Origin of the sequence: Streptomyces sp. NPDC012794 (assembly GCF_042901085.1) — a bacterium.
Classification (GTDB): domain Bacteria; phylum Actinomycetota; class Actinomycetes; order Streptomycetales; family Streptomycetaceae; genus Streptomyces.
On record NZ_JBIBCI010000009.1, the window covers coordinates 229,550 to 254,704 of the forward strand.

The window sequence follows — 25,155 nt, forward strand, 5'->3', positions numbered from 1 at the left end:
GGCGCCCGCGCCAGGCGGTGCGGGGTGCCCGGTCAAGCGGCGCCGGGCACCCGCGTCAGGCGGCGTCGGGCACCCCCGTCAGGCCGTGCGGGGCGCCCGGTACAGCTCGTCGATCTCGCGCTCGTAGTCGCGGGCGATGGCGGCGCGCCTGAGCTTCAGCGAGGGCGTCAGGTGGCCGCGTTCCTCGGTGAATTCCGCCGGCAGGACGGTGAAGCGGCGGATGGACTCGGCCCGCGAGACCAGCTTGTTCGCCTCGTCGACCGCCCGCTGGAGCTCCGCCAGCAGCTCCGGGTCGGTGACCAGCTCGCGCAGGGGCACTCCCTGCTTCTTGCGCATCTGCCGCCAGTGGGCGAGCCCGTCGGGCTCCAGGGTGATGAGGGCGGCGACGTAGGGCCGGTTGTCGCCGATCACCAGGCACTGGCCGACCAGGGGGTGGGCGCGCAGCCAGTCCTCCAGGGGCGCGGGGGCGACGTTCTTGCCGCCGGAGGTGATGATCAGGTCCTTCTTCCGGCCGGTGATGGTCAGGTACCCGTCGGCGTCCAGCTCGCCGATGTCCCCGGTGGCCAGCCACTGCCCGGGCTGGTGGGCGGCCGCGTTCCAGTACCCGGCGAAGACGTGCCGGCCGCGCAGCAGCACCTCCCCGTCGTCGGCGATGCGCACCGCCGTCCCGGGCAGGGGCCAGCCGACGGTGCCGAGCCGGGGGCGCTGGGGCGGGGTGACGGTCGAGGCCGCGGTCGTCTCCGTCAGGCCGTAGCCCTCGAAGACGTCGATGCCCGCGCCGGTGTAGAAGGCGGCGAGGCGCCGCCCGAGGGGTGAGCCGCCGCTGAGGACGTAGCGCACCCGGCCGCCGAGCGCGGCCCGGATCCGCCGGTAGACGAGCGGGTCGTACAGGGCCCGGGCGGCCCGCAGGCCCAGCCCGGGCGGGTTGCCCTCCGCGGCTTCCCCGTACCGCTGGGCGATGCGGGCGGCCCGGTCGAAGGAGGAGGCGCGGCCCATCCGCTCGGCGGTGGCGCGGGCGGTGTTGTAGACCTTCTCCAGGACGTAGGGGATGGCGAGCAGGAAGGTCGGCCGGAAGCCGGCGAGGTCGGCGAGGAGTTCGTCGGTGCTGATGCTCGGCGCGTGCCCGAGCTTCACCCGGGCGCGCAGGCAGCCGACGGCGACCATCCGCCCGAACACGTGCGAGAGCGGCAGGAAGAGCAGCGTGGAGGCCGGGTCCCTGCTGACGGACCGGAAGACGGGGTGCAGCAGCTCCACGGCGTTGTCGACCTCGGCGTGGAAGTTGCCGTGGGTCAGCACGCAGCCCTTGGGCCTGCCCGTGGTGCCGGAGGTGTAGACGAGGGTGGCGACGGATTCGGGGGTACGGGCGGCCCTGCGCGCGTGCACGATCGCGTCGGGCAGGTGCTCCCCGGCCTTGGCGAGCCGGGCCAGCGCTCCGGTGTCGAACTCCCACAGGTGCGCGAGGCCGGGGAGGTGGGCGCGCTCGGCGCTGATGAGCCGCGCCTGGACGGTGTCCTCGACGGCGCAGGCCACGGCCCCGGAGTCGTGGATGATCCAGCGGGCCTGGAGGGCGGAGGAGGTCGGGTAGATGGGTACGGTGACCAGCCCGGCGGCCCAGCCGGCGAAGTCGAGCAGGGTCCACTCGTAGGTGGTCCGGGCCATGATGGCGAGCCGGTCGCCCTCGGCGAGCCCCTCGGCGATCAGCCCCTTGGCGACGGCGAGGACCTCGCGCGCGAACTCGGCGGCGGTGACGTCGCGCCAGGTGCCGTCGGGTTCCTTGCGGGCGAGCACGGCCTCGCGGGGGGCCTCGCGGGCGTTCTGGAACGGTATGTCCCCGAGGGAGCCGCTCGTCGCCGGCCCGACGAGCGCCGGCACGGACACCTCCCGCACCACCCCGCCCACGATCGTCTTGACGGGCTCGACGGGCTCGACGGGCTTCGGCGCGGCTGCGTCCACGGCGTTCTCCTCGGTCGGCGCGGGTTACCGCCGGTAATGTACGCACGGCCGCCTCCCGCGAACACCCCTCGTACGCCATCTCCCCGCCGGCTCCACACCACGTCGACGGGATGCCCCCGAGGCGCGCACACGCCAACCTGCCGGCCACCGGCACCGGGACGGCCCCGCATCGCGGAACGCCTGCGTCCCCCCGAGGCGAAGGGACAGAATCGCGGAGGGTCCGCCCCCACCCCGAGGAGCAGCCGTGCCGCCGTCCCAGGAAATCGAGCTGACGCTCACCCCCGCCCAGGCCGCCGCGGGCGCCCTGGTCTCCGTCCCCCTGCCGGACGGCCCACAACGGCTGCGCATACCCCCGGCCCGCAACGGCGACCTCGTCCGGGCCAGGGTCGGCGGGGCCGAAGTCCTGCTGCGCATACGGGTGTCCGGGCCACCGGCACCACCGCCGACGGCCGCGGCCACGGCCGCCCCGGCCGCCCCTGCGCGCAAGGGCGGTGCCGTCGGGTGGCTGGTGCTGCTCGGGGCCGCGGCGGCGCTGATCGTCGGCGTCTCCCTCGCGGTCGGCGACGACGACTCCTCCCACACGGCATCCACGGCCCCGACGGCCTCCACGACGGACACCCCGGACCCCTGGCCGACGTACACCGCGCCGACCTACCGTCCGCCGACGTACGACCCGCCCGCCTCCACCCCGTCGGCGGACGAGGAGACCTCCGAGCCGGCCCCCACCCCGACCACGCGGGCCCCCCGCCCCTTCGAGACGGGCACCTGCCTCAACGGCCGGCTCCCGGACTCCACCGTCGCCCAGTCCGTCGACGTCGACGAGGTCTCCTGCTCGGCCCCCGACGCCCACTACCGGGTCATCCAGCGCTTCCCCGGCACCAGCGACATGAGCCGCTGCGACGAGAACCCGCGTACGGAGTACGGCTTCTCGTACCAGTACACGATCAACGGCAGCGTCATCAACGAGTACGTGTACTGCCTGGTCGGCATCGGCTCCTACTCCCGCGCCTGACGGGCTCCGCCGGCCCTCCGGGTGCCTACTGCCAGCGGTACGGCTTGATGCTGGGGTCGTAGGAGCAGGTGACCGTGGTGCCGTTGGTGGCGCGGGCGGTGCGGCCGCGGTCGGCGTTCGGGCAGAACTGGCCGTCCACCACCGGGTGGCCGTTGGAGGTGCAGGCGTAGCCGCTCTTGCCGTCGGGGCAGGTGGTCATCGACCCTCCGCCGCTGCCGCCCGCCGCGGGCTTGGTCTTCGCGGGCGCCGGCTCCGGCTCCGGCTCCGGCGTGGGGGCGGCGGTCCTGGGCGGGGTGTACGCCGGGTCGTTCTTCTCGTCCAGGTAGCCGTGGAAGCCGACGGAGCAGTCGCCGGACTTCTGCGCCAGCCTGAGGGTCACCGCGGTGCCCGCCTGGAGCGGCGCACCGCTCGCCGGGCCGGTCTCGCAGACGAACCAGCCGTCGTGGTCCGGGGGGAGGGTGACGTCCTTGTGCAGGGCGGCGTCCGTGATCCGCCCCTTGACCGCGTCCAGCGCGGCCAGTTCCCGGCGCGCGTCCCGCACGGTCCGGCCGGTCAGGCCGGGCATGACCGGATCCGGCGCGGCCGTGGTCGCCGACGGTGTGGGCGTCGCGGTGGCCGGCGGCAGGGAGGCGGCGGCCGGGGTCTCCTTCGCGTCGGCCCGCGCACCACCCCCGCAGCCGGTGAGGGCGAGGACGCCGAGGACGGCGACGGGGGCGAGGAACCGGGATATCCGCACGACGGGGTACTCCTGGGGCGGGACGGGGTGAACCGGCCGTCATCATGGCATGTCCACGACCAGGTCGCCCCGAAGTCCCGTCATGCGGTCACGGGTTGGGGCCGCTGTACACCCCGAGCACCCTGCATTCCTGGTAGGTGGTGGTCACCGGACGCTCGCGCAGGATCTCGCGGGCCCGGTACTCGCCGAGGCTCGTGGCGTACCAGGGGGCGTCGCCGGCGCGCCGGAGCTCGTCCCGGATCCCGGTCAGGGCGCAGGAGCGCTGGGGTTCGGGCAGCCGGTCCAGGGCGGGGGCCGCGTCCGCCGACAGGTCGCGGAGGTAGTTCAGGTCGAGCTTGCCGTCCTGTTCGTACCGGGTCACGTTGCTCTCCGCGATGATCCCGTCCGGCGAGAGCAGTCCGAAGGCCAGTACGGTCGCGGCCGCGCTGCCGACCACCGCGCGGGCCAGCCACCGCCCGCCGACCGCCCCGGCCGCCATCAGCAGCACGAGCACCAGGCCCAGCCACAGTTCCATGGTGACGACGGACAGTCGCAGCCGGGTCAGCCCGTACGCGTCCACGTACAGGTCCATCCGGCGCACCGCCGACGCGACCACCACCAGCGTCAGCAGGCACAGCGTCCCCAGCACCGAGCGGACCAGACGCCGGTCGCCCGCCCCGCCGCGCGGTGCCCAGCGCAGCGCGAGCGCGATCACCCCGAGCACGAACACGGTGGCCCAGAGCAGCTGCCAGAAGCCCTGGCGCGCGTACTCGGCGTACGTGAGGCCCGTGCTCTCCAGCACCTTGCCGTAGCCGCCGAAGAGCACGGCCAGCTGTACCGCGTTGAACCCGGCGAAGAGCAGGTTGAGCACGATCAGCGGCAGGCTCCACTCCACCCGCGAACGCGCCTTCCACTGACGGGTCTTGACCCGGTCCCAGCGGTGCGGGGCCGCCGCCGTGCGGGCGGCGGCGAGCGCGAGGACGGCGCCGGTCAGGAAGAGCAGGAACCTCAGGGGGCCGTCCCCGACCGACACCTCGGGGACCAGCCCGCCGAGCAGGTCCGCGAAGGCCGCGTCGGCTGAGGCGAACAGCGTCCCGAAGACGAGCAGCAGGGCCACCGCCACCAGGGCCGCCTTCAGCACCGGCAGCCAGCGCCCGCGGCGCGCGCCGCCGCCGCGGGCCCGCACGCCCGCCCAGGCCCAGCCGACGCCGCTGACGGCGCTGTCGAGGAACCCGAGCGGGGCGAGCAGTACGCCGGGCCAACGGCCGGCTCCGTGCAGGGCCAGCGCGGCGAGCAGTACGGCGGCGAGGATCGCCAGCGTGGACGGCCATGCGGAGTCCCGCAGCGCCGGAACCACCAGTAGCGCCACGCAGCCGGCGGCCCACAGCAGGCTCCAGGGGCGGGCCTTGCGCCCGGCCGCGCGGGCGGAGGCGTACGCGGCCACCATGGCGGGCAGCGCGGCGAGCAGCAGCCCGGGGCCCATGCCGTCCCCGAGGGCGACGGCGGTGGTCAGCCCGGCCGCGAGCACGGCGACCAGGGTGGCGGTCTGGATCGGGGCTGCCTCTGCGGGCCGGATCCGCCGCCACATCGAGTTCGCCGCCCGCGCGGCGGCCGCCTCCCGGGCCTGCTGCTGTTGCAGTTGGAACTGCTGCATCCGCCAGGCGTGCCAGGCGGCCGGGTCGTGCCGGGGCAGGCCCGGGGCGATGGGCGGCTGCGGAGCCGGAACCGGAGTCGGCGGAAGCGGAGCCTGGGCGGGCCCTCCCGGTTTCGCCTGTCCGGCGTTCTCGGCGTTCTCGGACATCGATCCCTCCCCTGTTGCGGAGGGCTCAGCGTAGGGCCGCACCACCAGCTTTTGAACACATTCAACTCACCCTTGTGACAGGACCGTGACAAGCCGGAACCGGCGGCGGAGGACCCCCACCGCCGACCGGAATCCTCAGCCGCCCCTCGTACCGACTCCCACCGTTGCGGGGTCAGACGCACTCGGACCTGGCACTGACCGGGGTCCAGTCCGACGGACCGACGTCGTTGACCGCCCGCACCTGGAAGCACTGCTTGCCCAGCGGCAGCCCCGTCCAGACGAACGAGGTGGTGTTCGCGGACACTCCCTTGGCCTGCTGGAGGCTGCTGTTGAAGATCTCGTACCGCGTCTCGTCGGTCGCGGCGTCACTCCACTCCACCCGCACGCTCGTGGGGTCGGCCTCCCTGGTGGCGACCACGTTCGACGGCTCGGCCGGGCTGCCGACGCCGATACCGGTGCCGCCCTGATGTTTCACATTGAAGTTCACCCGGGCGTAGTCGTCGGAGCCGGCCTCACCGTTCTCGGCGGACAGCCCCCAGTTGGTCAGGCTCCTCCCCGGCCTCAAGCCCCGCTGAATGCCCTGGTCCTCGCCGTCGAGGTCGTTGGTGAGACAGTCCGAGCCCTCGTAGAGCCGGAGCGTGGGGGAGATCACCGCCGTCTCGTCCTCCCTGATCTGGATCTGGACGCTCAGCACACCTCTGGTCTCGCCGCCCACGCACGACTCCGCGGTCAGCGTGTCGTTCGTTCTGTCGTGGCTCAGCTGGGCGATTCTGGTGAAGGGAATGGTCCTCGTGGTGCGGTTCGTCGTGATGCCCGGCGCGTCCGACACCGTCAGGCTTCCGCTCACGGTGATGGTGTGGGTGCTGGCCGCCGAGGCGGGCGGGGCGGTCCACACGCACAGCAGGGTCAGCGGTACCACCGCCGTCACGATGGCAGCGCGTCGCATCGTCATCGTCCTACCTCGCAATCGGCACACGGTCACTTGTTCAGGCAGTTCTGGCGGTACGCCTCGTCGAAGGCGGTGTCGTAGCCCAGTGCGTAGCCGTTCTGGAAGGCGATGACGAGCGGGTCGGGCTGTTTGGGTGGCATCAGCCGGGCGTGGGTGCGTGCGAGGAGACACGCCTTCCCCTCGTCACGTCCCCAGGCCTCCCCGGACGACTTCCCCGCGGCGAACATGCTCTCCTGGGTCTGCTGCTGCGGCTGCGGTGGGGGCTGGGGGGGCTGGGGGTTGTTCATCGCGGCGCACGCGGCCTTGTTGGCGGCCGCCGACTTCGCGTAGGCCTGGTTGTACCCGTACGCGTAGCCCGCGGCCTTGCCCTGTACGTACGGCGTGGGGTTGGGCGGGACCAAGGGCGGCAGGATCTTTTGGCAGATGGGCGGTTTGCCGTCGCGGTTGCCGGAGCTGGAGCCCTGGAGGTAGCCCTCACGGCAGCCACGGTGGTACGGGTCCTGACCCTGTGACAACCCGTGGCAGACCGTCGGCGCAGTCACCGTCGTGGTCGTGGTGGTCGCCGTGGTCGTGGTGGTCGCCGTGGCGGCCAGTGGCAGGGCGCCGGCGGGCGCGACCGCCAGCAGCACCAGCGCGGGTGCGGACAACATGGCAAGCGGGCCGAACGCCCGCCGCCGGAGGTGGCCGGTCATGGTCGCCCTCTCGGACGGGTGGACCCGGCCCGGCCCGGATGTCTCGACCCGGGCGCGGCCCACGGGTGGTACCCAGGCCCGTGGGCGGGTGCCGGAACCCGCGACGGGCGCAGGGCGTGACGACACCAGTTTATGCGCCCGCGCGCCGACGCGCCCGGGCGGAGGTGTGGCGCAACGGCACCGGCCCGGCAGGCCGTTCAGCGGGTTCCTGGCGGCGCGACGCCCACCGGCGGGGCGTCGGGGCCTCCGGTCGACAGGCCCGGGCGTAAGGGGGAGCATGGAAGGGACGGACTGCCTCCGGGGCCGGTCGTCGCGCCTGGAGCGCACCCGCCCCGCCGCCCCGTCGTGTGGACCGCGTGCCGTTGGGCACCCCCTTCGCGGTGCCGACCCCGCCCCGGTTCACGCCCCCTCTCCCGCCCCCCAAGGTGAGGAACGACATGAACCAGCGCACCCGTACCACTCTCTTCATCCCCCTCGTGGCCTGTTCGCTCGCCATCGGGCCGGTCACCGCCGCATGGGCCACGACCCCGCAGGCCGCACCCACGGCCCAGTGCTTCGTCGAGGCCAAGGCCGGCGACGCGACCAAGGTGATCGTCACCGGCGAAGGCTTCGACAAGGCCAAGGGAAAGGTGACCGTCGACCAGACCGACGGCGACGGCGGGGCTCTCGTCACGGCGGGCGCCGACGGCAAGTTCAGCGCCGCCGACCTGCCCCTCGGCAAGTACAAGGCCTCCCAGACCGGTGGGGCCGCGACGACCTGCCTGGGCGGCCAGGAGGCACAGGACGCGGTCAACAAGAACTTCATCGACAACGAGCGCCAGCGCGGCAGCCGTGAGGGCTTCACCGATGGCCAGGCGCTGGCGAAGTCCGGTGCCTGCGACGCCGCGCCGAATCCGAAGCTGAAGAACTTCCCGGGCCTGACCGCCGACAGCGAGGCCAAGAAGAAGGCGGACGAGGCCTACACGAAGGCCTACACCGCCGCGTTCGACTCCGCGATCAAGAGGTACTGCACCGACTGACCCGCTCCCCACGGTTCCTGAACGCCGGGCCGGGCCCGCACGAACGCGGGCCCGGCCCGCCACCGCGTGCTGGTGGATGCCGTCACCGCGCGCAGGCCACGGAAGGCTGCGCCAGGCAGCGGCCGCTCGATACCGGCCCCCTAGGCTGAACGCACTGCCGGGCTCACCGCCTCCTTCTCCGGCGGCGCGGACCACTACACCGGCCCGCACCGCAGCGCGGCCGTGAACCTGATGCGGGACGACGTCCCGGACCGCGCCCCGGAGGACTTCCTGACCGCCCTGCTCTCGGGCGCCCCCGACACCCGGCCCGCCCAGCGCGCCCGCGAGGCGACGGCCGACGGCGTCCGGTACGCGTTCTGGATGACCCCGCGGGACCACGGCCGCGAGCGCCACGAGTTCTACGGCTTCGCCGTCCACGCCTCCGGCAGCGCGGCCCGCGTCTTCTGCACCCACGAGGACGCCGCCGACCTGGCCTGGGCCCAGCGGGTCTGGCGCTCCCTCGACTACGCGCCGCCCCGGGACGGGAACGGCTGATCGCCACGGCCGGGCCCGTCCGGAGGGTCAGCCGCTGCCCCTCAGTCGAGGCAGAATTCGTTGCCCTCCGGGTCGGCCATGGCGATCATTCCTTCGTCCACGCCGTTGGGTTCGAGCCGGTAGAGCCGCTTCGCCCCCAGCCCCTCCAGCCGGGTGGCCTCCACCTCCAGCGCGTCCATCCGCTCGGCGCCGGTCAGGCCGGGGGCGGCGCGGACGTCCAGGTGCATGCGGTTCTTGACCGTCTTCCCCTCCGGGACCTTCTGGAAGAACACCCGCGGCCCCTTGCCCTCCGGGTCGGTGATCGCGGACCGGTCGTTGTGCCGCTCGGGCGGCACGCCCCACGCCGTCAGCGCCGCCGGCCAGTCGGCGAACCCCTCGGGCGGCGGCTGGACGCGGTAGCCCAGCGCCTCGGCCCAGAACACCGCCTGGGCGCCCGGGTCGGCGCAGTCGTACGTCACCTGGAATTCCTTGGCCATGCCGCCTCCCACCGTTCGGAACCTGCCGCCATCCTCGCACCTCAACGGGCCTACGGCACGGTCGGGTTGACACGGCCGGCGGGCCGCTACGCGGCGAGGGCCGCTTCCGGGGGGCAGTCGCGGCACCGGCCGGGGGCGGGGGCGCGGAAGGCGCGGTCGCAGCCGTCGCAGTTCTGCATCGGGTCGGGCCGCCGTACGGCCTGGAGGGCGGGCGGCGGTGCGACCGGCAGGTGCGGCGGGATCCCCGCCTTGAGCCGGTACGCGATGAGCGCGGCCGGGCTGCGGAGGTCGTGGGGCAGGTCCGCGGCCAGGGCGAGGCGTACGGCCTGCGGTTCGACGCCCCGTTCCAGCCAGGCGGCCAGGTCGGGCGCGAGCCGCCGCACGTCGCGTTCGGAGAGCAGCAGCCGGGGGTCGTCATCGCGCAGCCGGGCGAGCAGGCCGGCGGCGTCCCGGTGGGCCGCCGGGGGCGGCGCGGGTGCGGGTTCCGGCGCCGGTACGGGCGCGGGGGCGGGCCCCGGCTCCGGTACGGCGGCCGTCGCGGCCACTGGTTCCGGCTCCGGATCCGGCTCGGGGGCCCGTCCGGCCGGCGGCGGGGGCGGCGGGTCGTCCTGCGGCGGGACGGTGCCGCGCGGGTGGTTGTAGGACACGGTCCGGGTCACGAGCCTGCCCTCGGGGGTCCGTACGGCGGTCCGCTCCAGGTACCCGGCGGCCTCCAGCTCCCGCAGCGCGGCGGCGATCCGCACCTCGCCCTCCGGGAAGCGCGCCGCGAGCTCCTTGATGCCGATCCTGGTACCGGCGGGCAGCGACTGGATGTACACCGCCAGCCCGATCGACACCAGCGACAGGGCGCCGTGCTGGGCGAGGTGATTGCCGACGACGAGGTAGTTCTCGGTGTGCCGCACGTTGACGTGGATGACACCCGATGGGACGGTCCCGGCACGAACGCGGGACGACGCGCGCACAAGCGCGTTAGGCTTCTTGAACGCCATTGGGAAGCTGCTTCTTCCTGGTTGGTCAGGCCCTCGCCCGGGATGCCAGTCCCGGCGGGGGCCGTCTCATGTCTGTTGTTGTGCGGCGAGCATATGCCCGCCAACCGTCCCGAAAGCCAGCCGAGTTGGCAGAGTTCACCCGAGTGAGTGAGCGGGGGGCCGGAGGGGGGGTTGGGTGGATTTACCCGGTACTTAGGTGGTTACGTCGAGGGTCACCGGGTCCCGCCGGCCCGCGTCCCGGATGAGTACGCGGACCGCGGATCCTGAGTACGCGGGCGCAGGCGCCCCGCCCCCCGCGGCGGCTTGGCTGGACCCCATGCACGAGACCCAGACCCCCGGCTCCCCCGCCTCGGGCACGGCACTGGCGTGGGCCACGGCCCTGGCCATGGCCCTGATCCCGGTGGCGTTCCTCTTCGGGGCCCTGGCCGGGATGGCCGAGCAGGTCCACCCCGAGACCGTGGCGGTCGTCAAGGTGTTCTGGCTGGCCTCCTGGACGGCCGCCCCGCTGCTCGCCCTCGCCGGCCTGCTGCTCCGCCGGCGCCCCGCGCTGGCCGCCGCCGGACGCTGGGCGGGCTGGATCGCGGTGATCCCGGCTCCGGTCACGATCCTGCTGGCGTGCCGCCTGTAGGCAGGTCCACCTCCGCCCACACCGCCTTGCGCGGCGGCGGCTCCTGCTCCACTCCCCACCGGTCGGCCAGCGCCTCCACCACGGCCAGACCCCGGCCGCCCTCGGCGCTCACGTCCGCCTCCCGGAGAACCGGGACCCGGTCGCGGCAGGCGTCCGCCACCGCGATCCGGAGGGTCCCGCCCTCCAGGCTGAGCACCACCATGAAGCCCCGCCCGGGCACCCGCCCGTGGGTCACGGCGTTGGCCGCCAGCTCGGCCACGATCAGCCCGGGATCCTCCGTGGGCAGCCCCCACCCTTGCAGCCTCTCCACCACGAGCTGCCGCGCCTGCCGGGCACCCCGGGGCGTGGCGGGCAGCCGGACACCGAACTGATGTGCAGAGCACCAGATTTGAGTCGTCACATCACCCAGCGTGGGGCGCCGTGACTACCGTGAGAAGCGGTACCGCCGGTGCGTCCGGGGTTTGTCCCGCGCTTGTCCGGCGCTGTCCCGGCTGTCCTGACGGCCGCTTGGGCAGGGGGCGTTGAGGTATTCGGTGCGTCGGAGGTGGGGCACGCATGACGGTGGACAACGACGGTACGGAAGACGCGGGCTGGGAGGTCGACCCCGAGGACGAACAGGGAGCGGCGGTCCTGGCTGCGCTGGGCCGCCAGCTGCGGACCTGGCGGGAGAAGGCGGGAATGAAGGCCGCCGCCTTCGGGGTGGAGATCGGGTACGGGGAGGACCTGGTCCGCAAGGTCGAATCGGGCAGGCGGATCCCGCGCTCGGAGTACCTGGACAGGGCGGACGAGGTCCTGGGCGCGGGCGGCCAGATCGCCGCGATGAAGGCGGACATGGAGCAGGTCCGCTACCCGAAGAAGATCCGCGCGCTGGCAGGTATGGAGGCCAAGGCCGTCGAGATCGGCATCTACAACAACCACAACATCCACGGGCTGCTACAGACGAGGGAATATGCGGCCGCGCTGTTCGGGATGCGTAGGCCCGCCTACTCCCCGGACGAGTTGGAACGGATCCTGTCCGCCCGGATGGCCCGGCAGTCGATCTTCGAGCGGACATCGGCACCCGCACTCAGTTTCGTCCAAGAAGAGGTCACGCTCCGCCGTCCCATCGGGGGCACAATGGTGCTGCGCCGACAGCTCGAACGTCTGTTGGAGGTGATCAGGTTGCCGAACATCGAGTTTCAGGTCATGCCCACGAACCGCGAAGACCACGCCGGAATGGGCGGCTTGATCGAAGTGCTGAAATTCGGAGACGGTTCGGCTGTCGGGCGGTCCGAAGGTGCCTTCAACGGACGCCCTGTCTCAGACCCGAAGCAGCTACGGATCCTTGAGTTGCGCTATGGCACCATCCGGGCACAGGCTCTCACGCCCTGGGAGTCGAGCGCCTTCATCGAGGAACTACTGGGAGAGACGTGATCCACATCCCCGAGCTGAGCTGGTTCAAGAGCAGCTACAGCAGCAGCAGCGAAGGCGACGACTGTGTCGAGGTGGCGTACGCCTGGAGGAAGAGCAGCTACAGCGATGGCAGCGAAGGCGACTCCTGCGTCGAGGTGGCTGCCACCCCCGCCGCCGTCCACGTCCGCGACTCCAAGGACACCGCCCTCCCCCACCTCACCTTCGGCGCCACCGCCTGGGTGGGGTTCCTTGCGGCACAGTGACCCCTCGGGTCGGTCGGACGGGGCATGGGGTTCATCGAGGAACTTCTGGGAGAGACATGATCCGCAATGCCGACCTGGACTGGTTCAAGAGCAGTTACAGCGACAGCAGTGACGGCAACGACTGCGTCGAGGTGGCCACCACCCCCGCCGCCATCCACGTCCGCGACTCCAAGGACACCGCCCTCCCCCACCTCACCTTCGGCGCCACCGCCTGGGCGGGGTTCCTTGCGGCACAATGACCCCTCGCACGCGCAATAGCTGAACGGGGCCCAGGGGGCGGGATGCAGCCGGGGGAGCAGTTGGCCGGGCGGTACCGGCTGGACGTGCCGCTCGGGCAGGGCGGGTTCGGCGAGGTCTGGCGGGCCTTCGACGTCGAGCTGGGCCGGGCGGTGGCGGTGAAGGTGCTGCTGGCCTTCGACGCGTCGGAGCAGCAGCTAGGCCGGTTTCGCCGCGAGGCGGCCATCGGGGCGCGGCTCCAGCATCCCGGCATCACCGTCGTGCACGACATCGGCCGCCACGACGACCGGCTCTTCCTCGTGATGGAGCTGCTCGACGGCCAGGACCTCGCCCACCGCCTGGCCGCCTCGCCCGGCGAAGGCCTCGCCCTCGCCGAGGCGCTCGATCTCGCGCTCCAGACGGCGGAGGCGCTGGCCGCCGCGCACGCGCGGAAGGTGGCGCACCGGGACCTGAAGCCCGGGAACCTCTTCCTCCTCGGCGACGGCCGGCTCAAGATCTGCGATTTCGGCATCGCCCGCACCGCCGACACCACGGGCGGGCTGACCACGACCGGCAAGGTGTTCGGGACGCCGCACTACATGGCCCCGGAGCAGTGGCGGGGCGAGCAGGCCGACGGGCGCTGCGACGTGTACGCCCTCGGGTGCGTGCTGTACGCGCTGCTGACCGGTGCGCCGCCGTTCTCCGGCACCGACCACGCCTGGGTGCTGATGCGGATGCACCTGGAGGAGGAACCTCCGCCCCTGGGCTCCGTACGGGCGGACGTGCCGCCCGCGCTCGTGGAGCTGGCGGCCTCGCTGCTGGCCAAGGAGCCCGCTGGCCGGCCGGACGCCCCGGCCGTCGCGGAACGGCTGCGCGCGGTGCTGCGGGGCACGGCCGTCCCCGCCAGGGTGCCCGACGTACCCACCCTGGACCTGCGGCCCCCGGCGGCCCGGCCGGGCCGCCGGGGCGTCCTGTTCGGCGGGCTCGCGCTGCTGGCGGGGGCGGGCGGCGGGACGTACGCCCTGCTCCGGCTGACCGGCGGCGGCGGGGACGCGGGCGGGCCCGGCACGGGCGGGGTGCGGCTGACGCGCAGCCTCACCGGCCACACCGGTCCCGTGGAGGCCGTGGCGTTCAGCCCCGACAACAGGATCCTGGCCAGTGGCGGCAGCGACCGCAGCCTCCGGTTGTGGGACGCCCTCAGCTGGCGGGGCACCGACCCCTTCCCCGGATTCGAGAAACCCGTCGCCTGCCTGGCCTTCAGCAACGACGGCACCACCCTGGTGGCCGGGAGCGACCGTCTCCTGCACCTCTACGACGTCGGCGGCCTCGCCGAAGCGGGCGTCCTGACCGGCCACACGGCCCCGGTCCGGGCGGTGGCGTTCAGCGTGGACGGCACCACCTTGGCCAGTGCGGGAGAGGACGGCACCATCCGCCTCTGGGACTTGGTGGACCGCTTGCGGCCGGCCGTGACCCTCGCCGGTCACACCCGGCCGGTCACCTCGGTCGTGTTCAGCCCCGACGCGAAGACCATCGCCAGCGGCGGCGAGGACGGCACCATCCGTTTGTGGAACCTCCCCAGCCGCAAAGCCACCGCCACCCTCACGGGTCACACCCAACCCGTGGCCTCGGTGGCCTTCAGCCCCGACGGCGGGCTCCTGGCCAGCGGCAGCGCCGACGGCACCATCCGCCTGTGGGACGTGGTCACCCGGACCAGCACCTCCGCCGGCACCCTCAGCGGCCACAACAGCGCCGTGCGGTCGGTGGCGTTCAGTCCGGACGGCAGGACACTGGCCGGCGGCGGCGGCCGTACCGTCCGGCTGTGGGACGTCGCCACCCGCGCCCACCGGGCGACCCTCAACGGACACGCGGCCGCCGTGGGCTCGGTCGGGTTCAGCCCGAACGGAACGACCCTGGTCAGCGGCAGCGACGACGCCACCGTCCGGGTGTGGAAACTGGCCTGACGGGGCGAAGCCCGGGGTCAGTCGGGGTCCGTGGCGGGCTGCTGGGCGGCCATCACCTCGTCGCCGTACGCGAACCCCCAGGCGCCGACCGCTTCGATGGGCGCCAGCAGGGTGCGGCCCAGGTCGGTGAGCCGGTACTCGGCCCGTGAGCCGGCGTCGGGGCGCACCCGCCGGTCCACCAGCCCGTAGGACTGCAGCCGCCGCAGGGTCTCGGTGAGGACCTTCGAGCTGATGCCCCCGATCCGCTCCCGCAGGTCGCCATGCCGGCAGGGGCCGTCGCGCAGTCCCCAGATCACCACGGAGTTCCACGTGTTGGAGAGCAGGTCGAAGCCGAGGCGGGCCCGGCAGTCGGCGAGGAAGGCGTCGGTCGTCACGTACCGAATGGTGCCCGAACGGCTTTCTAGCGTCGATGCGAACGGTCCGAACAGGCACGAAGGGCAACACGTGATGAGAATCGGCGTACTGGGCACGGGCAACATGGCCGACGCGCTCGCCACCCACTGGGTGCGGGCCGGGCACGAGGTGGTCATCGGGGGACGGGACGCGCACAAGGCGGAGCGGCTCGCGGCGCGCGTCGGGGGCGGAGCGCGGTCCGCGGACCTGCGTACGGCGGCCGGGTCCGGGCAGGTGGTGCTGGCCGCGCTGCCCTTCGGGGCGGGGGCCGAGGTGGTGCGGGAGCTGGGCGGGGTCCTGGAGGGGAAGGTGCTGCTGGACTGCTCCAACCCGATCGGGGCGGGTTTCCGGCTGCTGACCGGGGAGGGCCCCTCGGCCGCGCGGCGCCTGGCCGAGGCGGCTCCGGGGGCCCACGTGGTCAAGGCCTTCAACCTCTGCCACGAGGACGTGTGGCGGATGCGGCCGCCCGTCTTCGGTACGCGGCCGCTGGCCGTACCGGTCTGCGGGGACGACGGGACGGCCCTCGCCCTCGTGCACGGGCTGGTGCGGGACGTGGGCTGTGAACCGGTGTCCGGCGGCGGCCTCGACCGGGCGGGGCTCCTGGAGGCGACGGCCGCGCTGTTCATCGGTCTGTGGGTGGGCGAGGGAGCGGACGCGCAGGCGATGGCGCCACCGCTGGCGTTCGCGACCGGCCCCGGCGGCCGGGAAGCGTAAGGCGGCACGGTCCCCCGGCCGCGGCATGCGCGGGGGCGCCCCGGATCGCGGTGATCCGGGGCGCCCCTGGGCGTTCGGCGTGCGTCGCGCCTCGTGCGTCGGCTCAGGCGGCGACGGGCACCGGGGCCGCGGCGGAGGCGGCGGCCGGCTCGTCCAGCGGGGAGGACGAGGCGGAGGCGTAGGCCTCCTTGTCGAGGATCCCCTCGCGGGCGGAGACGATCACCGGGACGACGGCCTGGCCGGCCACGTTGGTGGCGGTGCGCATCATGTCCAGGATCGGGTCGATCGCCATCAGCAGGCCGACGCCGGCCAGCGGCAGGCCGAGCGTGGAGAGGGTCAGCGTCAGCATCACGGTCGCGCCGGTCAGACCGGCGGTGGCGGCGGAGCCGACCACCGAGACGAAGGCGATGAGCAGGTACTCCTTGATGCCGAGCTGCACGTCGAAGATGTTCGCGATGAAGATCGCGGCGAGTGCCGGGTAGATCGCGGCGCAGCCGTCCATCTTGGTGGTCGCACCGAACGGGACGGCGAAGGAGGCGTACTCCTTCGGGACGCCGAGGCGCTCGGTGACCTTCTGGGTGACCGGCATGGTGCCGACGGAGGAGCGGGAGACGAAGGCCAGCTGGATCGCGGGCCAGGCGCCCTTGAAGAACTGGACCGGGTTGACCTTGGCGACGGTCGCGAGGAGCAGCGGGTACACGCCGAACATGACGAGCGCCGAGCCGATGTAGACGTCGGCGGTGAAGGTGGCGTACTTGCCGATGAGGTCCCAGCCGTAACTGGCGATGGCGGTGCCGATGAGGCCGACGGTGCCGACGGGGGCGAGGCGGATGACCCACCACAGGGCCTTCTGGAGGAGCTCCAGGACGGACTCGGCGAGGTTCAGCACGGGCTGGGCCTTGCTGCCGAGCTGGAGGGCGGCGATACCGGCGACGGCGGCCAGGAAGACGATCTGGAGGACGTTCAGCTCGGTGAAGGGCGTGACGATGTCCTTCGGCACGATGCCGGTCAGGAAGTCGAGCCAGGAGCCGTGCCGCTTGGGCTCCTTGCCGTCGGCCGGGGTGAGGCCGGTGCCGGCGCCGGGGTTGGTCAGCAGGCCTATCGCGAGGCCGATGCCGACCGAGATCAGCGAGGTGATCATGAACCAGAGCAGGGTGCGGGAGGCGAGCCGCGCGGCGTTGTTCACCTTCCGGAGGTTGGTGATGGACACCAGGATGGCGAAGAAGACGAGCGGGGCGACGGCCAGCTTGAGGAGCTGGATGAAGATGTCGCCGACCTGCTCCAGCGTGGTCTTCAGCCAGCCGATGTCCTGGCTGCGGGCGAGCCAGCCGAAGAGGACGCCGAGCACGAGGCCGGTGACGATCTGGGCCCAGAAGGGGAACTTGAAGGATGTGGAGGGGGCCTTGGCGGGAGCCTGGGCCTGGGGGGACGCGGACACGACACTCTCCGGGGGACGCACGGACGTACGGCGGAAGGTTTCTGCGAGGGGTGCGGTACGGCGGCAGCCGGAAAAGGGGCCGGGCCGGCCGGGGACCGCTGCTGGCGGAGCCTCAGCGGCAACAGCAACAGGCCGCGGACACGCGGCGGCAGAAGTCGACGTGCAGGCGCGCCACGAGCAGGACGCTCTGGCTCATCGGGTGCGCGGCTGCGGTCAACATGGTGAACACGCTAACACTCCCGCTTTGGGAAACTCAAAGAGATGCTTTGAGGACTGATCGTGCGGGAGTGGGCCCGCCGGGGAGCCCCGGACCCCGGGAACGACGAAGCCCCAGCGTGGCGGGGGGAGTTCCCGGCGCTGGGGCGCATCGGCGGACGGAAGGCCGCGGGGCGGCTGTGACGAAGCCAACCGGCTCCGCGCCGGCCCCGGCGTCAGTTCAGTTCAGTTCAGCTCGGACTCCGCCGAGCTCGGCTCACGCGCGTGCGGCGTCGTCGGCCGCGTCCTCCTGGCTGCGGTTCGCGGCGAGCTTCTGCTTCGCATCCGCGACGCGGCCGGAGATCTGCGCGGACATCTCGTCGCGCTGCTTGCGCAGCAGGACGAAGGAGAGCGGGGCGGAGATCACCAGGGCGAGCAGCACGACCCAGGCGAAGTTGGCGTCGCCCAGACCGGCGGGCACCCAGCCCAGGTTGACCAGGACGGCCACGATCACCAGGCACCCGACGAAGATGCCCAGCCGCATCGCGGTGTAGCGGATCGTCGCGCTCGGCTTGAGGGCCACGGTGACCCCTCCCTCTCTTCTACGTCGGCACGTGCCCGTCCAGTGAAGCACGCCGGGGCCCTGCCGCGGCCCGGCGGGGTCAGTGCAAGGGCAGCAGCATCGTGACGTCGTCGCGGTCGTCGCCGGGGGCCACGCGGATGGCGCCGGGCACCCGGCCGACCTCCTTGTAGCCGCAGGCCGCGTAGAAGTGCTCCAGGCCCACCCCGCCGCGGCACTCCAGGCGGATGGCCTCGATCCCCTCCAGCGAGCGGGCCGCGTCGGCGAGGGCGTCCATCAGCTCCCGCCCCGCGCCCCGGCCCTGGAGGGCGGGGGCGACCATCACCGTGTACGCCCAGACCCAGTGCTTCCGCAACGGGTGCGGCTCGAAGGCGAGGAACGCGACGGCCCGGACCGCCCCCTCGGCGTCCTGCCCGACCAGCAGCCGGTGCCGGCCCTCGGCCAGCGCGACGAGGTGCTTGACCAGCGCGGGCCGGATGTCGTCGACGGTGACGGGCGGGACGAAGCCGACCGCTCCGCCGGCGTTGGTGACCTCGGTCCACAGCTGTGCGATGCCTTCGCGCAGGGCGGGGTCCACGACCGGATCGAAGGTGAAGGTAAGGGTCATAGATGCAGAGTATCTATTACTGAAGGCGGTGGGCAACGGGTCCCCCGGAGGCCTCCGGACGCGCGGGAACCCCGGTCCCGCGGGGACCGGGGCTCCTGTCGGCGCGGGCGTCGCTCCGTCAGAGGCGCATCGCCTGCGGGGACTCGCGCAGGGAGGCGTCCGGGCCGGGGTACTCGCGGATGATCTCGTAGCGCGTGTTGCGCTCGACCGGGCGGAAGCCCGCCTCGCGGATGAGCTCCAGGAGGTCGTCGCGGCCCAGCTTGTTCGGGGTGCCGTAGTTGTCCGCGTCATGCGTGATCTTGTACTCGACGACCGAGCCGTCCATGTCGTCAGCGCCGTGCTGGAGCGCGAGCTGGGCGGTCTGCACGCCGTGCATCACCCAGAAGACCTTCACGTGCGGCACGTTGTCGAACAGGAGGCGCGAGACCGCGAAGGTCTTCAGGGCCTCGGCACCCGTGGCCATCGTCGTGCGCGCCTGGAGCCTGTTGCGGACCTTGCCGTCCTTCATGTCCACGAAGTCGTGCTGGTAGCGCAGCGGGATGAAGACCTGGAAGCCGCCGGTCTCGTCCTGGAGCTCGCGCAGCCGCAGCACGTGGTCCACCCGGTGGCGCGGCTCCTCGATGTGCCCGTAGAGCATGGTGCTCGGGGTCTTGAGGCCCTTCTCGTGCGCCAGGCGGTGGATGCGCGACCAGTCCTCCCAGTGGGTGTCGTGGTCGACGATGTGCTGGCGGACCTCCCAGTCGAAGATCTCCGCGCCGCCGCCGGTGAGCGATTCGAGACCGGCCTCGATCAGCTCGTCCAGGATCTCGGAGGCCGTGAGACCGGAGATCTTCTCGAAGTGGTGGATCTCGGTGGCCGTGAACGCCTTCAGGGAGACGTTCGGCAGCGCCTCCTTGAGGGCGGACAGGGAGCGCGGGTAGTACCGCCACGGGAGGGTGGGGTGCAGGCCGTTGACGATGTGCAGCTCGGTGAGGTTCTCGTTCTCCATGGCCTTGGCCAGGCGGACGGCCTCCTCGATACGCATCGTGTACGCGTCCTTCTCGCCCGGCTTGCGCTGGAACGAGCAGTACGCGCAGGAGGCGGTGCACACGTTCGTCATGTTGAGGTGGCGGTTGACGTTGAAGTGGACCACGTCGCCGTTCTTGCGCGTGCGCACCTCGTGGGCGAGACCGCCCAGCCAGGCCAGGTCGTCCGATGCGTAGAGGGCGATGCCGTCCTCACGCGTCAGCCGCTCGCCGGAGCGGACCTTCTCCTCCAGCTCGCGCTTGAGCCCCGCGTCCATGCCGGTGTCTCCTCTACCTGTCCCTGTCCAGACCTGTCTGCAACCGCCACCCACCGTACTCTCAGGCGTCCTCGGGCAGCTCGCCGACCCGGTTCTCCCACTTGGTGGAGAGCACGATGGTGGTGCGGGTGCGGGAGACGCCCTTGGTGCCGGAGAGCTTGCGGATGATCTTCTCCAGGCCGTCGACGTCGCTGGCGCGGACCTTGAGCATGAAGGAGTCGTCGCCGGCGATGAACCAGCAGTCCTCGATCTCCGCGAGGTCGCGCAGCCGGCGCGCCACGTCCTCGTGGTCGGCGGCGTCGGAGAGGGAGATGCCGATCAGCGCGGTGACGCCGAGGCCGAGCTCGGCGGCGGCCACCGTCGCGCGGTAGCCGGTGATGACGCCGGCCGTCTCCAGCCGGTTGATGCGGTCGGTGACGCTGGGGCCGGAGAGGCCCACGAGACGGCCCAGCTCCGCGTACGAGGCACGACCGTTCTCACGGAGTGCCTGGATGAGCTGCCTGTCCACCGTGTCCATTACGTGGAGCCTTCCATTATTCGGCGATCCTGCAAGTTTAGGTATAGAATCAAAGGCACACAGGGTTAACACCCTGTGAATCTTTCAACAGATCAATGACGATCTTCAGGAGTGGTTCACCGTGTACACGATCGAGGCGGCCTACGCGCACATGCGACAGCTCCAGGAGCTGGCCAACCGATCCCGCACCGACCAGCCCGCCGCCGCCCACCGCGTCGACCGCACCCGCAAGCCGCGCACCCAGAAGAAGCGCTAGTCACGGGGGCGGGCGCTGCCAAGCTCCCCCTCCCAACGGCGGTACAGCCGGTGCGGCACCCCTGCCGCGTCGAGCACCCGCCCCGCGACGAAGTCCACCAGGTCCTGGATGTGCGTCGCGCCCGCGTAGAACGCCGGAGAGGCGGGCAGCACGACCGCGCCCGCTTCGTCCAGCGCCACCAGATGCCTCAGCGTCTGTCCGTTCAGCGGGGTCTCCCGCACCGCGACCACCAGCCTGCGCCGCTCCTTGAGCGTCACGCTCGCGACGCGTTGGAGCAGGTCCTTCGACAGCCCGAGCGCCACGCCCGCCACGCAGGCGGTGGACGCCGGGACGATCAGCATCCCCTTGGCGGGGTACGAACCCGAACTCGGCCCGGCCCCCAGGTCCCCGGCCCCCCAGTACCGCACCCCGCCGAGGTCGAACCCCGCGAAGGTCCCCGGCTTGCCGTCGGCGCCGCGCCCCAGCCACTCCTCCAGGTCCGCGCGCCAGTGCGCGTCGCGGAACGCGATCCCGGTCTCGTCCAGCAGGGTGAGCCGCGAGGCCCGGCTGACCACCAGGTCCACACTCTCGCCCGCCGCCAGCAGCCCCCGGACCACCGCCGCCGCGTACGGCGTCCCGGACGCCCCGGAAACCCCGACCACCCACGGGGTGCGCTTGCCGTCAGTCATACCTCCGAGACTATCCGGCCACGGCGCGGCGGCACTCGGTAAGGTGTCCGCACGTCCCAGGGGGTGGGACGGCACGAGGGGGAACACCATGAGCGCGACGACGACGGCCGAGCCGGCCCGGAGCCGGACGGACCGTGCGAAGGCCGCCGCCAAGCTGATGCTGGGCTGGGTGGCCCTGCTGTGGCTGATCGAGGTCGTCGACCACGCCACGGGGCACGCTCTGGACGCGTACGGGATCGTCGGCCGCGACCCGGACAGCCTCGCCGGTGTGCTCACCGGGTCCTTCCTGCACTTCGGCTTCGACCACGTGGCCTCCAACAGCGTCCCCCTGCTGGTCCTCGGCTTCATGGCCGCCCTGTCCGGGATCCGGCGCTTCCTGGCGGTGTGCGCGCTGATCATCCTGGTGGACGGCATCGGCACCTGGCTGATCGCCCCGTCGGACGGCATGACCCTGGGTGCCTCGGGCGTCGTCTACGGACTCTTCGGCTACGTGGTGGTGCGCGGGTTCGTCGAGCGGAAGGTGCTCGGCGCCCTGGTGGGCGTGGCCGTCGCCGCGTACTGGGGCGGCGGGTTCTTCCTCGGCCTGCTGCCGCTGGACCCGACCATCAGCTGGCAGGGCCACCTGTGCGGGCTGGTGGGCGGGGTCCTGACGGCGCTGTACTTCCGCCGTCCGGCGCACCGGCGGGCGGCCCTGCTCAGCTGACGGCCGAACCGGGGTCCACGGGTAGGGCCGAGGTGTCCACGGTCAGCTTGCCGATCCCGGTCTCCACCACGACAGCATCCCCGTACGGGATCACGTCCCGGCCGCGGTAGCCCTCGGGGCCGAGGTCCGGGCAGAACTCGCTGTCACCGTCGAACGGCACGGCGACGTCACTGATGGATCCCCAGTCCGCGTAGCCCGGGAACATGTCCTCGAACCGGCTGAGCTGTGAGTGCAGGCGGTCGCTCTCCGGGACGGTCGCGTCGGCCTCCCTGTCCATGCACTCGATGGCAGGCCGCACGGTGACTAGACCGTCAGACCCCGCACCACCAGATCCGCCAGCGCGCACACGAAAAGGGCGATTCCGATGAAGCCGTTGACCGTGAAGAACGCCCGGTTCAGGCGGGACAGGTCGTGCGGCTTGACGATGGTGTGTTCGTAGAGGAACGCCGCCACGACCACCAGCAGGCCGCACCAGAACAGCGCGCCCGCCTCCGTCATCACGCCGTACCAGGCCAGCAGGCCGGTGGTGACGACGTGCGCGCCGCGGGCACCCCACAGAGCCGCCGGGACGCCGAAGCGGGCCGGGACCGAGCGGACGCCCTCCGCGCGGTCGGCCGCCACGTCCTGGCAGGCGAAGATCAGGTCGAAGCCGCCGATCCACACGCCCACGGCCAGGCCCAGGACGACCGCCTCCCAGGACCACTCCCCCGTGACCGCCAGCCAGGCCCCGACCGGGCCCATCGCCTGGGCCAGGCCCAGGATGGCGTGCGGGAAGTCCGTGAAGCGCTTGCCGTACGGGTAGACCACCATCGGGACGACAGCGACCGGCGCCAGCATCAGGCACAGCGGGTTCAGCAGCGCGGCGGCGCCGAGGAAGACCACCAGCGCGATCCCCGCGCCGGTCCAGGCCGAGCGCACCGAGACCGCGCCGGTGACGAGCTCGCGCCCGGCGGTGCGCGGGTTACGGGCGTCGATCTCCCGGTCGATGATCCGGTTGGCGGCCATCGCGAAGGTCCGCAGGCCCACCATGCAGACGGTGACGAGCAGCAGCTCGGTCCAGTGCATGCGCCCGTCGAGCCGGTACATGGCCGTCAGCGCGGCGATGTAGGCGAAGGGCAGCGCGAAGACCGAGTGCTCGATCATCACCAGGCGCAGGAAGGCCTTGACCTTGCCGGTGGCCTGCGGCGCGGGGCCGGAGCCGGGTCCCACGACGTCGTCGGCGGTCGTCATCATGCGAGGCTCCCGCGGAACGTTTCGAGGCCGGCCAGCAACTCCGCCGCCGGGAGCGCGCCGAGCTCCAGGGTCCGCTCCGCGGCGCCCTCTTCCGGCGGGGTGACGTGGGCGGTGACCACCCAGGCCCCGCCGGACGGGCGGCCGTCGAGGCGCAGGAAGTTCCCGGCCTCGACCGTGAACGGCTCGCCGGCCGCCAGGGCGTGCTGGAGCCGCTCCGCGAAGTCGTCCGCCTCGACGTCCCGCGCTCCGGGCAGTTCGAAGCCGCCGCCCTCGTCGTCCCCGTCGAAGTCCCCGTCGAACATGACGGCCCAGGTGTCGCCGGCGCCCGCGAACTCCTCGGGGCTCACGCCCGCCTCCCGGGCGGCGATGACCACACCGGGCTGCGTCGGGTCGATCTCGGGGCGCGCCAGGGCCACGTACGCCGCCTCGGTGCCGAGGAAGAGCTCCGGGCCTTCCACTGCGATCGGGCTCACAGTCCGTACTCCTTCCAGCGCCGGTCCACGAGGGCGGCGGTCGCCGGGTCGGACTCGACCATGTCGGGCCAGCCGCCGTCGCGGGTGTAGCCCTCCTCCGGCAGCTTCCTGGTCGCGTCGATGCCCGCCTTGCCGCCCCAGAACTGCTGGTACGAGGCGTGGTCCAGGTGGTCCACCGGTCCCTCGACCACGGTCAGGTCGCGGGAGTAGTCGGTGTTGCCGAGGGCCCGCCAGGAGACCTCGTGCAGGTCGTGGACGTCGCAGTCCTTGTCGACCACGATGATCAGCTTGGTCAGCGACATCATGTGCGCGCCCCAGATGGCGTGCATGACCTTCTGCGCGTGCTTGGGGTACTTCTTGTCGATCGAGACGATCGCGCAGTTGTGGAAGCCGCCCGACTCGGGGAGGTGGTAGTCCACGATGTCCGGCACGATGATCTTGAGGAGGGGCAGGAAGAAGCGTTCCGTCGCGCGGCCCAGCGGGCCGTCCTCCGTCGGGGGGCGGCCGACCACGATCGACTGGAGCAGCGGACGCTTGCGCATCGTCACGCAGTCGATCTTCAGCGCGGGGAAGGGCTCCTGCGGGGTGTAGAAGCCGGTGTGGTCGCCGAAGGGGCCCTCGGGGAGCATCTCCCCCGGCTCCAGCCAGCCCTCGATGACGACCTCGGCGTTGGCCGGGACCTGGAGCGGGACCGTCTTGCAGTCGACCATCTCGATCCGCTTGCCCGCGACGAACCCGGCGAAGAGGTACTCGTCGATGTCGCCCGGCAGCGGCGCGGTGGAGGCGTAGGTCACGGCGGGCGGGCAGCCGAAGGCGATCGCGACCGGCAGCCGCTCGCCGCGCGCGGCGGCGACGGCGTAGTGGTTGCGGCTGTCCTTGTGGATCTGCCAGTGCATGCCGATGGTGCGCTTGTCGTGGCGCTGGAGGCGGTAGAGGCCGAGGTTGCGGACGCCGGTCTCGGGGTGCTTGGTGTGGGTGAGGCCCAGGTTGAAGAAGGAGCCACCGTCCTTGGGCCAGGTGAAGAGGGCCGGGAGCTGGTCGAGGTCGACGTCGTCGCCGGTGAGGACGACCTCCTGGACGGGCGCGGAGTCGCCCTTCACCTTCTTCGGCGGCACGTGGACCATCGAGCCGAGCTTGCCGAAGGCCTCGCGGACGCCGATGAAGCCCTGCGGCAGTTCGGGCTTGAGCAGGCCGCCGATCTTCTCGCTGATCTCGCCGTAGGACTTCAGGCCGAGGGCCTTCAGCAGGCGGCGGTCGGTGCCGAAGACGTTCATCGCCAGCGGCATCGCCGAGCCCTTGACGTTCTCGAAGAGGAGCGCCGGGCCCCCCGCCTTGTTCACTCTGTCGACGATCTCCCCGATTTCCAGATACGGGTCGACTTCGGCCTTGATGCGCTTGAGGTCGCCCTCCCGCTCCAGAGCCCGGAGCAGCGAGCGGAGATCGTCGTAAGCCATGGGGCCCAGTATCCGCCACCAACTACGCTGGGAGTGTCACCG

Annotated in this window: 30 protein-coding genes; 11 read left to right on the plus strand and 19 right to left on the minus strand. The window is 72.4% G+C overall.

The genetic code is table 11. The annotated features are described in order from the left end of the window. Positions 1 to 78: 78 nt before the first annotated feature. Positions 79 to 1,953, minus strand: a complete 1,875-nt coding sequence (locus tag ACFY7H_RS19190) for an AMP-dependent synthetase/ligase (protein WP_388939420.1) — start codon at positions 1,951 to 1,953, stop codon at positions 79 to 81. 244 nt (positions 1,954 to 2,197) lie between these two features. Between ACFY7H_RS19190 and ACFY7H_RS19195 the strand changes: the two genes are divergently transcribed. Next, positions 2,198 to 2,965 (plus strand): hypothetical protein, encoded by a 768-nt coding sequence (locus tag ACFY7H_RS19195; protein ID WP_388939422.1) that lies wholly within the window; start codon positions 2,198 to 2,200, stop codon positions 2,963 to 2,965. 25 nt (positions 2,966 to 2,990) lie between these two features. On the opposite strand, the gene ACFY7H_RS19200 is transcribed toward ACFY7H_RS19195, so the two are convergent. The 4 genes from ACFY7H_RS19200 to ACFY7H_RS19215 all read right to left on the minus strand — a co-directional run bounded on the left by ACFY7H_RS19200 (position 2,991) and on the right by ACFY7H_RS19215 (position 7,122). Further along, entirely contained in the window at positions 2,991 to 3,701 is a 711-nt protein-coding gene (locus tag ACFY7H_RS19200; RefSeq protein WP_388939424.1) for a PASTA domain-containing protein, read from the minus strand. A gap of 88 nt (positions 3,702 to 3,789) precedes the next feature. Further along, positions 3,790 to 5,481 carry a DUF4173 domain-containing protein gene (locus tag ACFY7H_RS19205; RefSeq protein ID WP_388939425.1) on the minus strand — a complete coding sequence of 564 codons (1,692 nt, stop codon included), beginning with the start codon at positions 5,479 to 5,481 and terminating at the stop codon, positions 3,790 to 3,792. A gap of 172 nt (positions 5,482 to 5,653) precedes the next feature. Beyond that, the gene (locus ACFY7H_RS19210; RefSeq protein ID WP_388939426.1) at positions 5,654 to 6,433 is read right to left on the minus strand and encodes a fibronectin type III domain-containing protein; all 780 of its coding nucleotides are present in this window, start codon (positions 6,431 to 6,433) and stop codon (positions 5,654 to 5,656) included. A 26-nt stretch (positions 6,434 to 6,459) separates the two neighbouring features. After that, a complete protein-coding gene (locus tag ACFY7H_RS19215) occupies positions 6,460 to 7,122 on the minus strand; it encodes a hypothetical protein (RefSeq protein ID WP_388939428.1) in 663 nt (220 codons plus the stop codon). Between the two features lie 437 nt (positions 7,123 to 7,559). Between ACFY7H_RS19215 and ACFY7H_RS19220 the strand changes: the two genes are divergently transcribed. Further along, positions 7,560 to 8,141, plus strand: a complete 582-nt coding sequence (locus tag ACFY7H_RS19220; protein ID WP_388939429.1) for a hypothetical protein — start codon at positions 7,560 to 7,562, stop codon at positions 8,139 to 8,141. 222 nt (positions 8,142 to 8,363) lie between these two features. Then, the gene (locus ACFY7H_RS19225; protein WP_388939431.1) at positions 8,364 to 8,675 is read left to right on the plus strand and encodes a hypothetical protein; all 312 of its coding nucleotides are present in this window, start codon (positions 8,364 to 8,366) and stop codon (positions 8,673 to 8,675) included. A 41-nt stretch (positions 8,676 to 8,716) separates the two neighbouring features. Here ACFY7H_RS19225 and ACFY7H_RS19230 read toward each other — a convergent pair whose 3' ends face one another. Then, positions 8,717 to 9,151, minus strand: a complete 435-nt coding sequence (locus ACFY7H_RS19230; protein ID WP_388939433.1) for a VOC family protein — start codon at positions 9,149 to 9,151, stop codon at positions 8,717 to 8,719. 86 nt (positions 9,152 to 9,237) lie between these two features. Further along, entirely contained in the window at positions 9,238 to 10,053 is an 816-nt protein-coding gene (locus ACFY7H_RS19235) for a helix-turn-helix domain-containing protein (protein WP_388939435.1), read from the minus strand. Positions 10,054 to 10,456: 403 nt separating this feature from the next. Here ACFY7H_RS19235 and ACFY7H_RS19240 point away from each other — a divergent pair, with 403 nt between their 5' ends. Next, complete coding sequence (locus ACFY7H_RS19240) at positions 10,457 to 10,768, plus strand: hypothetical protein (RefSeq protein WP_388939436.1); 312 nt, start codon at positions 10,457 to 10,459, stop codon at positions 10,766 to 10,768. Here ACFY7H_RS19240 and ACFY7H_RS19245 read toward each other — a convergent pair. Then, positions 10,740 to 11,168, minus strand: a complete 429-nt coding sequence (locus tag ACFY7H_RS19245; RefSeq protein WP_388939437.1) for an ATP-binding protein — start codon at positions 11,166 to 11,168, stop codon at positions 10,740 to 10,742. The genes ACFY7H_RS19240 and ACFY7H_RS19245 overlap by 29 nt on opposite strands. Before the next feature lie 155 nt (positions 11,169 to 11,323). Here ACFY7H_RS19245 and ACFY7H_RS19250 point away from each other — a divergent pair, with 155 nt between their 5' ends. The 4 genes from ACFY7H_RS19250 to ACFY7H_RS19265 are packed head-to-tail and all read left to right on the plus strand — an operon-like array spanning position 11,324 to position 14,600. Continuing rightward, positions 11,324 to 12,181, plus strand: coding sequence for a helix-turn-helix domain-containing protein (locus ACFY7H_RS19250; protein ID WP_388939439.1), 858 nt, complete (start codon positions 11,324 to 11,326; stop codon positions 12,179 to 12,181). After that, on the plus strand, positions 12,178 to 12,423 hold the full coding sequence (locus tag ACFY7H_RS19255) for a DUF397 domain-containing protein (protein ID WP_388939441.1): 246 nt from the start codon (positions 12,178 to 12,180) through the stop codon (positions 12,421 to 12,423). Before ACFY7H_RS19250 ends, ACFY7H_RS19255 begins: the two co-directional genes overlap by 4 nt. 56 nt (positions 12,424 to 12,479) lie before the next feature. Then, the gene (locus ACFY7H_RS19260; RefSeq protein WP_388939443.1) at positions 12,480 to 12,662 is read left to right on the plus strand and encodes a DUF397 domain-containing protein; all 183 of its coding nucleotides are present in this window, start codon (positions 12,480 to 12,482) and stop codon (positions 12,660 to 12,662) included. Positions 12,663 to 12,704: 42 nt separating this feature from the next. After that, entirely contained in the window at positions 12,705 to 14,600 is a 1,896-nt protein-coding gene (locus ACFY7H_RS19265; protein WP_388939444.1) for a WD40 repeat domain-containing serine/threonine protein kinase, read from the plus strand. A 17-nt stretch (positions 14,601 to 14,617) separates the two neighbouring features. Here ACFY7H_RS19265 and ACFY7H_RS19270 read toward each other — a convergent pair whose 3' ends face one another. Next, positions 14,618 to 14,974, minus strand: coding sequence for a winged helix-turn-helix transcriptional regulator (locus ACFY7H_RS19270; RefSeq protein ID WP_388939445.1), 357 nt, complete (start codon positions 14,972 to 14,974; stop codon positions 14,618 to 14,620). Positions 14,975 to 15,047: 73 nt separating this feature from the next. Between ACFY7H_RS19270 and ACFY7H_RS19275 the strand changes: the two genes are divergently transcribed. Beyond that, the gene (locus ACFY7H_RS19275; protein WP_388939447.1) at positions 15,048 to 15,707 is read left to right on the plus strand and encodes an NADPH-dependent F420 reductase; all 660 of its coding nucleotides are present in this window, start codon (positions 15,048 to 15,050) and stop codon (positions 15,705 to 15,707) included. Positions 15,708 to 15,810: 103 nt separating this feature from the next. Here the strand turns inward: ACFY7H_RS19275 and ACFY7H_RS19280 are convergent, their stop codons facing one another. The 5 genes from ACFY7H_RS19280 to ACFY7H_RS19300 all read right to left on the minus strand — a co-directional run bounded on the left by ACFY7H_RS19280 (position 15,811) and on the right by ACFY7H_RS19300 (position 20,326). Further along, positions 15,811 to 17,145: a dicarboxylate/amino acid:cation symporter gene (locus ACFY7H_RS19280; protein WP_388939449.1), complete on the minus strand. Its 1,335-nt coding sequence runs from the start codon at positions 17,143 to 17,145 to the stop codon at positions 15,811 to 15,813. Between the two features lie 472 nt (positions 17,146 to 17,617). Then, positions 17,618 to 17,884, minus strand: coding sequence for a DUF4229 domain-containing protein (locus ACFY7H_RS19285; RefSeq protein ID WP_388939574.1), 267 nt, complete (start codon positions 17,882 to 17,884; stop codon positions 17,618 to 17,620). A 118-nt stretch (positions 17,885 to 18,002) separates the two neighbouring features. After that, positions 18,003 to 18,527: a GNAT family N-acetyltransferase gene (locus ACFY7H_RS19290; RefSeq protein ID WP_388939450.1), complete on the minus strand. Its 525-nt coding sequence runs from the start codon at positions 18,525 to 18,527 to the stop codon at positions 18,003 to 18,005. Positions 18,528 to 18,645: 118 nt separating this feature from the next. Continuing rightward, a complete protein-coding gene (mqnE, locus tag ACFY7H_RS19295) occupies positions 18,646 to 19,809 on the minus strand; it encodes an aminofutalosine synthase MqnE (RefSeq protein WP_388939452.1) in 1,164 nt (387 codons plus the stop codon). Between the two features lie 61 nt (positions 19,810 to 19,870). Continuing rightward, positions 19,871 to 20,326, minus strand: coding sequence for an Lrp/AsnC family transcriptional regulator (locus ACFY7H_RS19300; RefSeq protein WP_042811055.1), 456 nt, complete (start codon positions 20,324 to 20,326; stop codon positions 19,871 to 19,873). Positions 20,327 to 20,447: 121 nt separating this feature from the next. On the opposite strand from ACFY7H_RS19300, the gene ACFY7H_RS19305 reads away from it, so the two are divergent. Next, positions 20,448 to 20,582 carry a hypothetical protein gene (locus ACFY7H_RS19305; RefSeq protein WP_388939455.1) on the plus strand — a complete coding sequence of 45 codons (135 nt, stop codon included), beginning with the start codon at positions 20,448 to 20,450 and terminating at the stop codon, positions 20,580 to 20,582. Here the strand turns inward: ACFY7H_RS19305 and ACFY7H_RS19310 are convergent. Beyond that, positions 20,579 to 21,250: a UbiX family flavin prenyltransferase gene (locus tag ACFY7H_RS19310; RefSeq protein WP_388939457.1), complete on the minus strand. Its 672-nt coding sequence runs from the start codon at positions 21,248 to 21,250 to the stop codon at positions 20,579 to 20,581. The two genes, ACFY7H_RS19305 and ACFY7H_RS19310, sit on opposite strands and share 4 nt — an antisense overlap. Before the next feature lie 88 nt (positions 21,251 to 21,338). Here ACFY7H_RS19310 and ACFY7H_RS19315 point away from each other — a divergent pair, with 88 nt between their 5' ends. After that, positions 21,339 to 21,953, plus strand: a complete 615-nt coding sequence (locus ACFY7H_RS19315; protein WP_388939458.1) for a rhomboid family intramembrane serine protease — start codon at positions 21,339 to 21,341, stop codon at positions 21,951 to 21,953. On the opposite strand, the gene ACFY7H_RS19320 is transcribed toward ACFY7H_RS19315, so the two are convergent. The 4 genes from ACFY7H_RS19320 to ACFY7H_RS19335 are packed head-to-tail and all read right to left on the minus strand — an operon-like array spanning position 21,946 to position 25,113. Further along, a complete protein-coding gene (locus ACFY7H_RS19320; RefSeq protein WP_388939460.1) occupies positions 21,946 to 22,230 on the minus strand; it encodes a hypothetical protein in 285 nt (94 codons plus the stop codon). The genes ACFY7H_RS19315 and ACFY7H_RS19320 overlap by 8 nt on opposite strands. Before the next feature lie 26 nt (positions 22,231 to 22,256). Beyond that, the gene (gene mqnP / locus ACFY7H_RS19325; protein WP_388939576.1) at positions 22,257 to 23,183 is read right to left on the minus strand and encodes a menaquinone biosynthesis prenyltransferase MqnP; all 927 of its coding nucleotides are present in this window, start codon (positions 23,181 to 23,183) and stop codon (positions 22,257 to 22,259) included. After that, a complete protein-coding gene (locus ACFY7H_RS19330; RefSeq protein WP_388939462.1) occupies positions 23,183 to 23,659 on the minus strand; it encodes a hypothetical protein in 477 nt (158 codons plus the stop codon). The genes mqnP and ACFY7H_RS19330 overlap by 1 nt, the downstream gene beginning before the upstream one ends. After that, positions 23,656 to 25,113: a menaquinone biosynthesis decarboxylase gene (locus ACFY7H_RS19335; RefSeq protein WP_388939464.1), complete on the minus strand. Its 1,458-nt coding sequence runs from the start codon at positions 25,111 to 25,113 to the stop codon at positions 23,656 to 23,658. Before ACFY7H_RS19335 ends, ACFY7H_RS19330 begins: the two co-directional genes overlap by 4 nt. Positions 25,114 to 25,155: the final 42 nt, after the last annotated feature.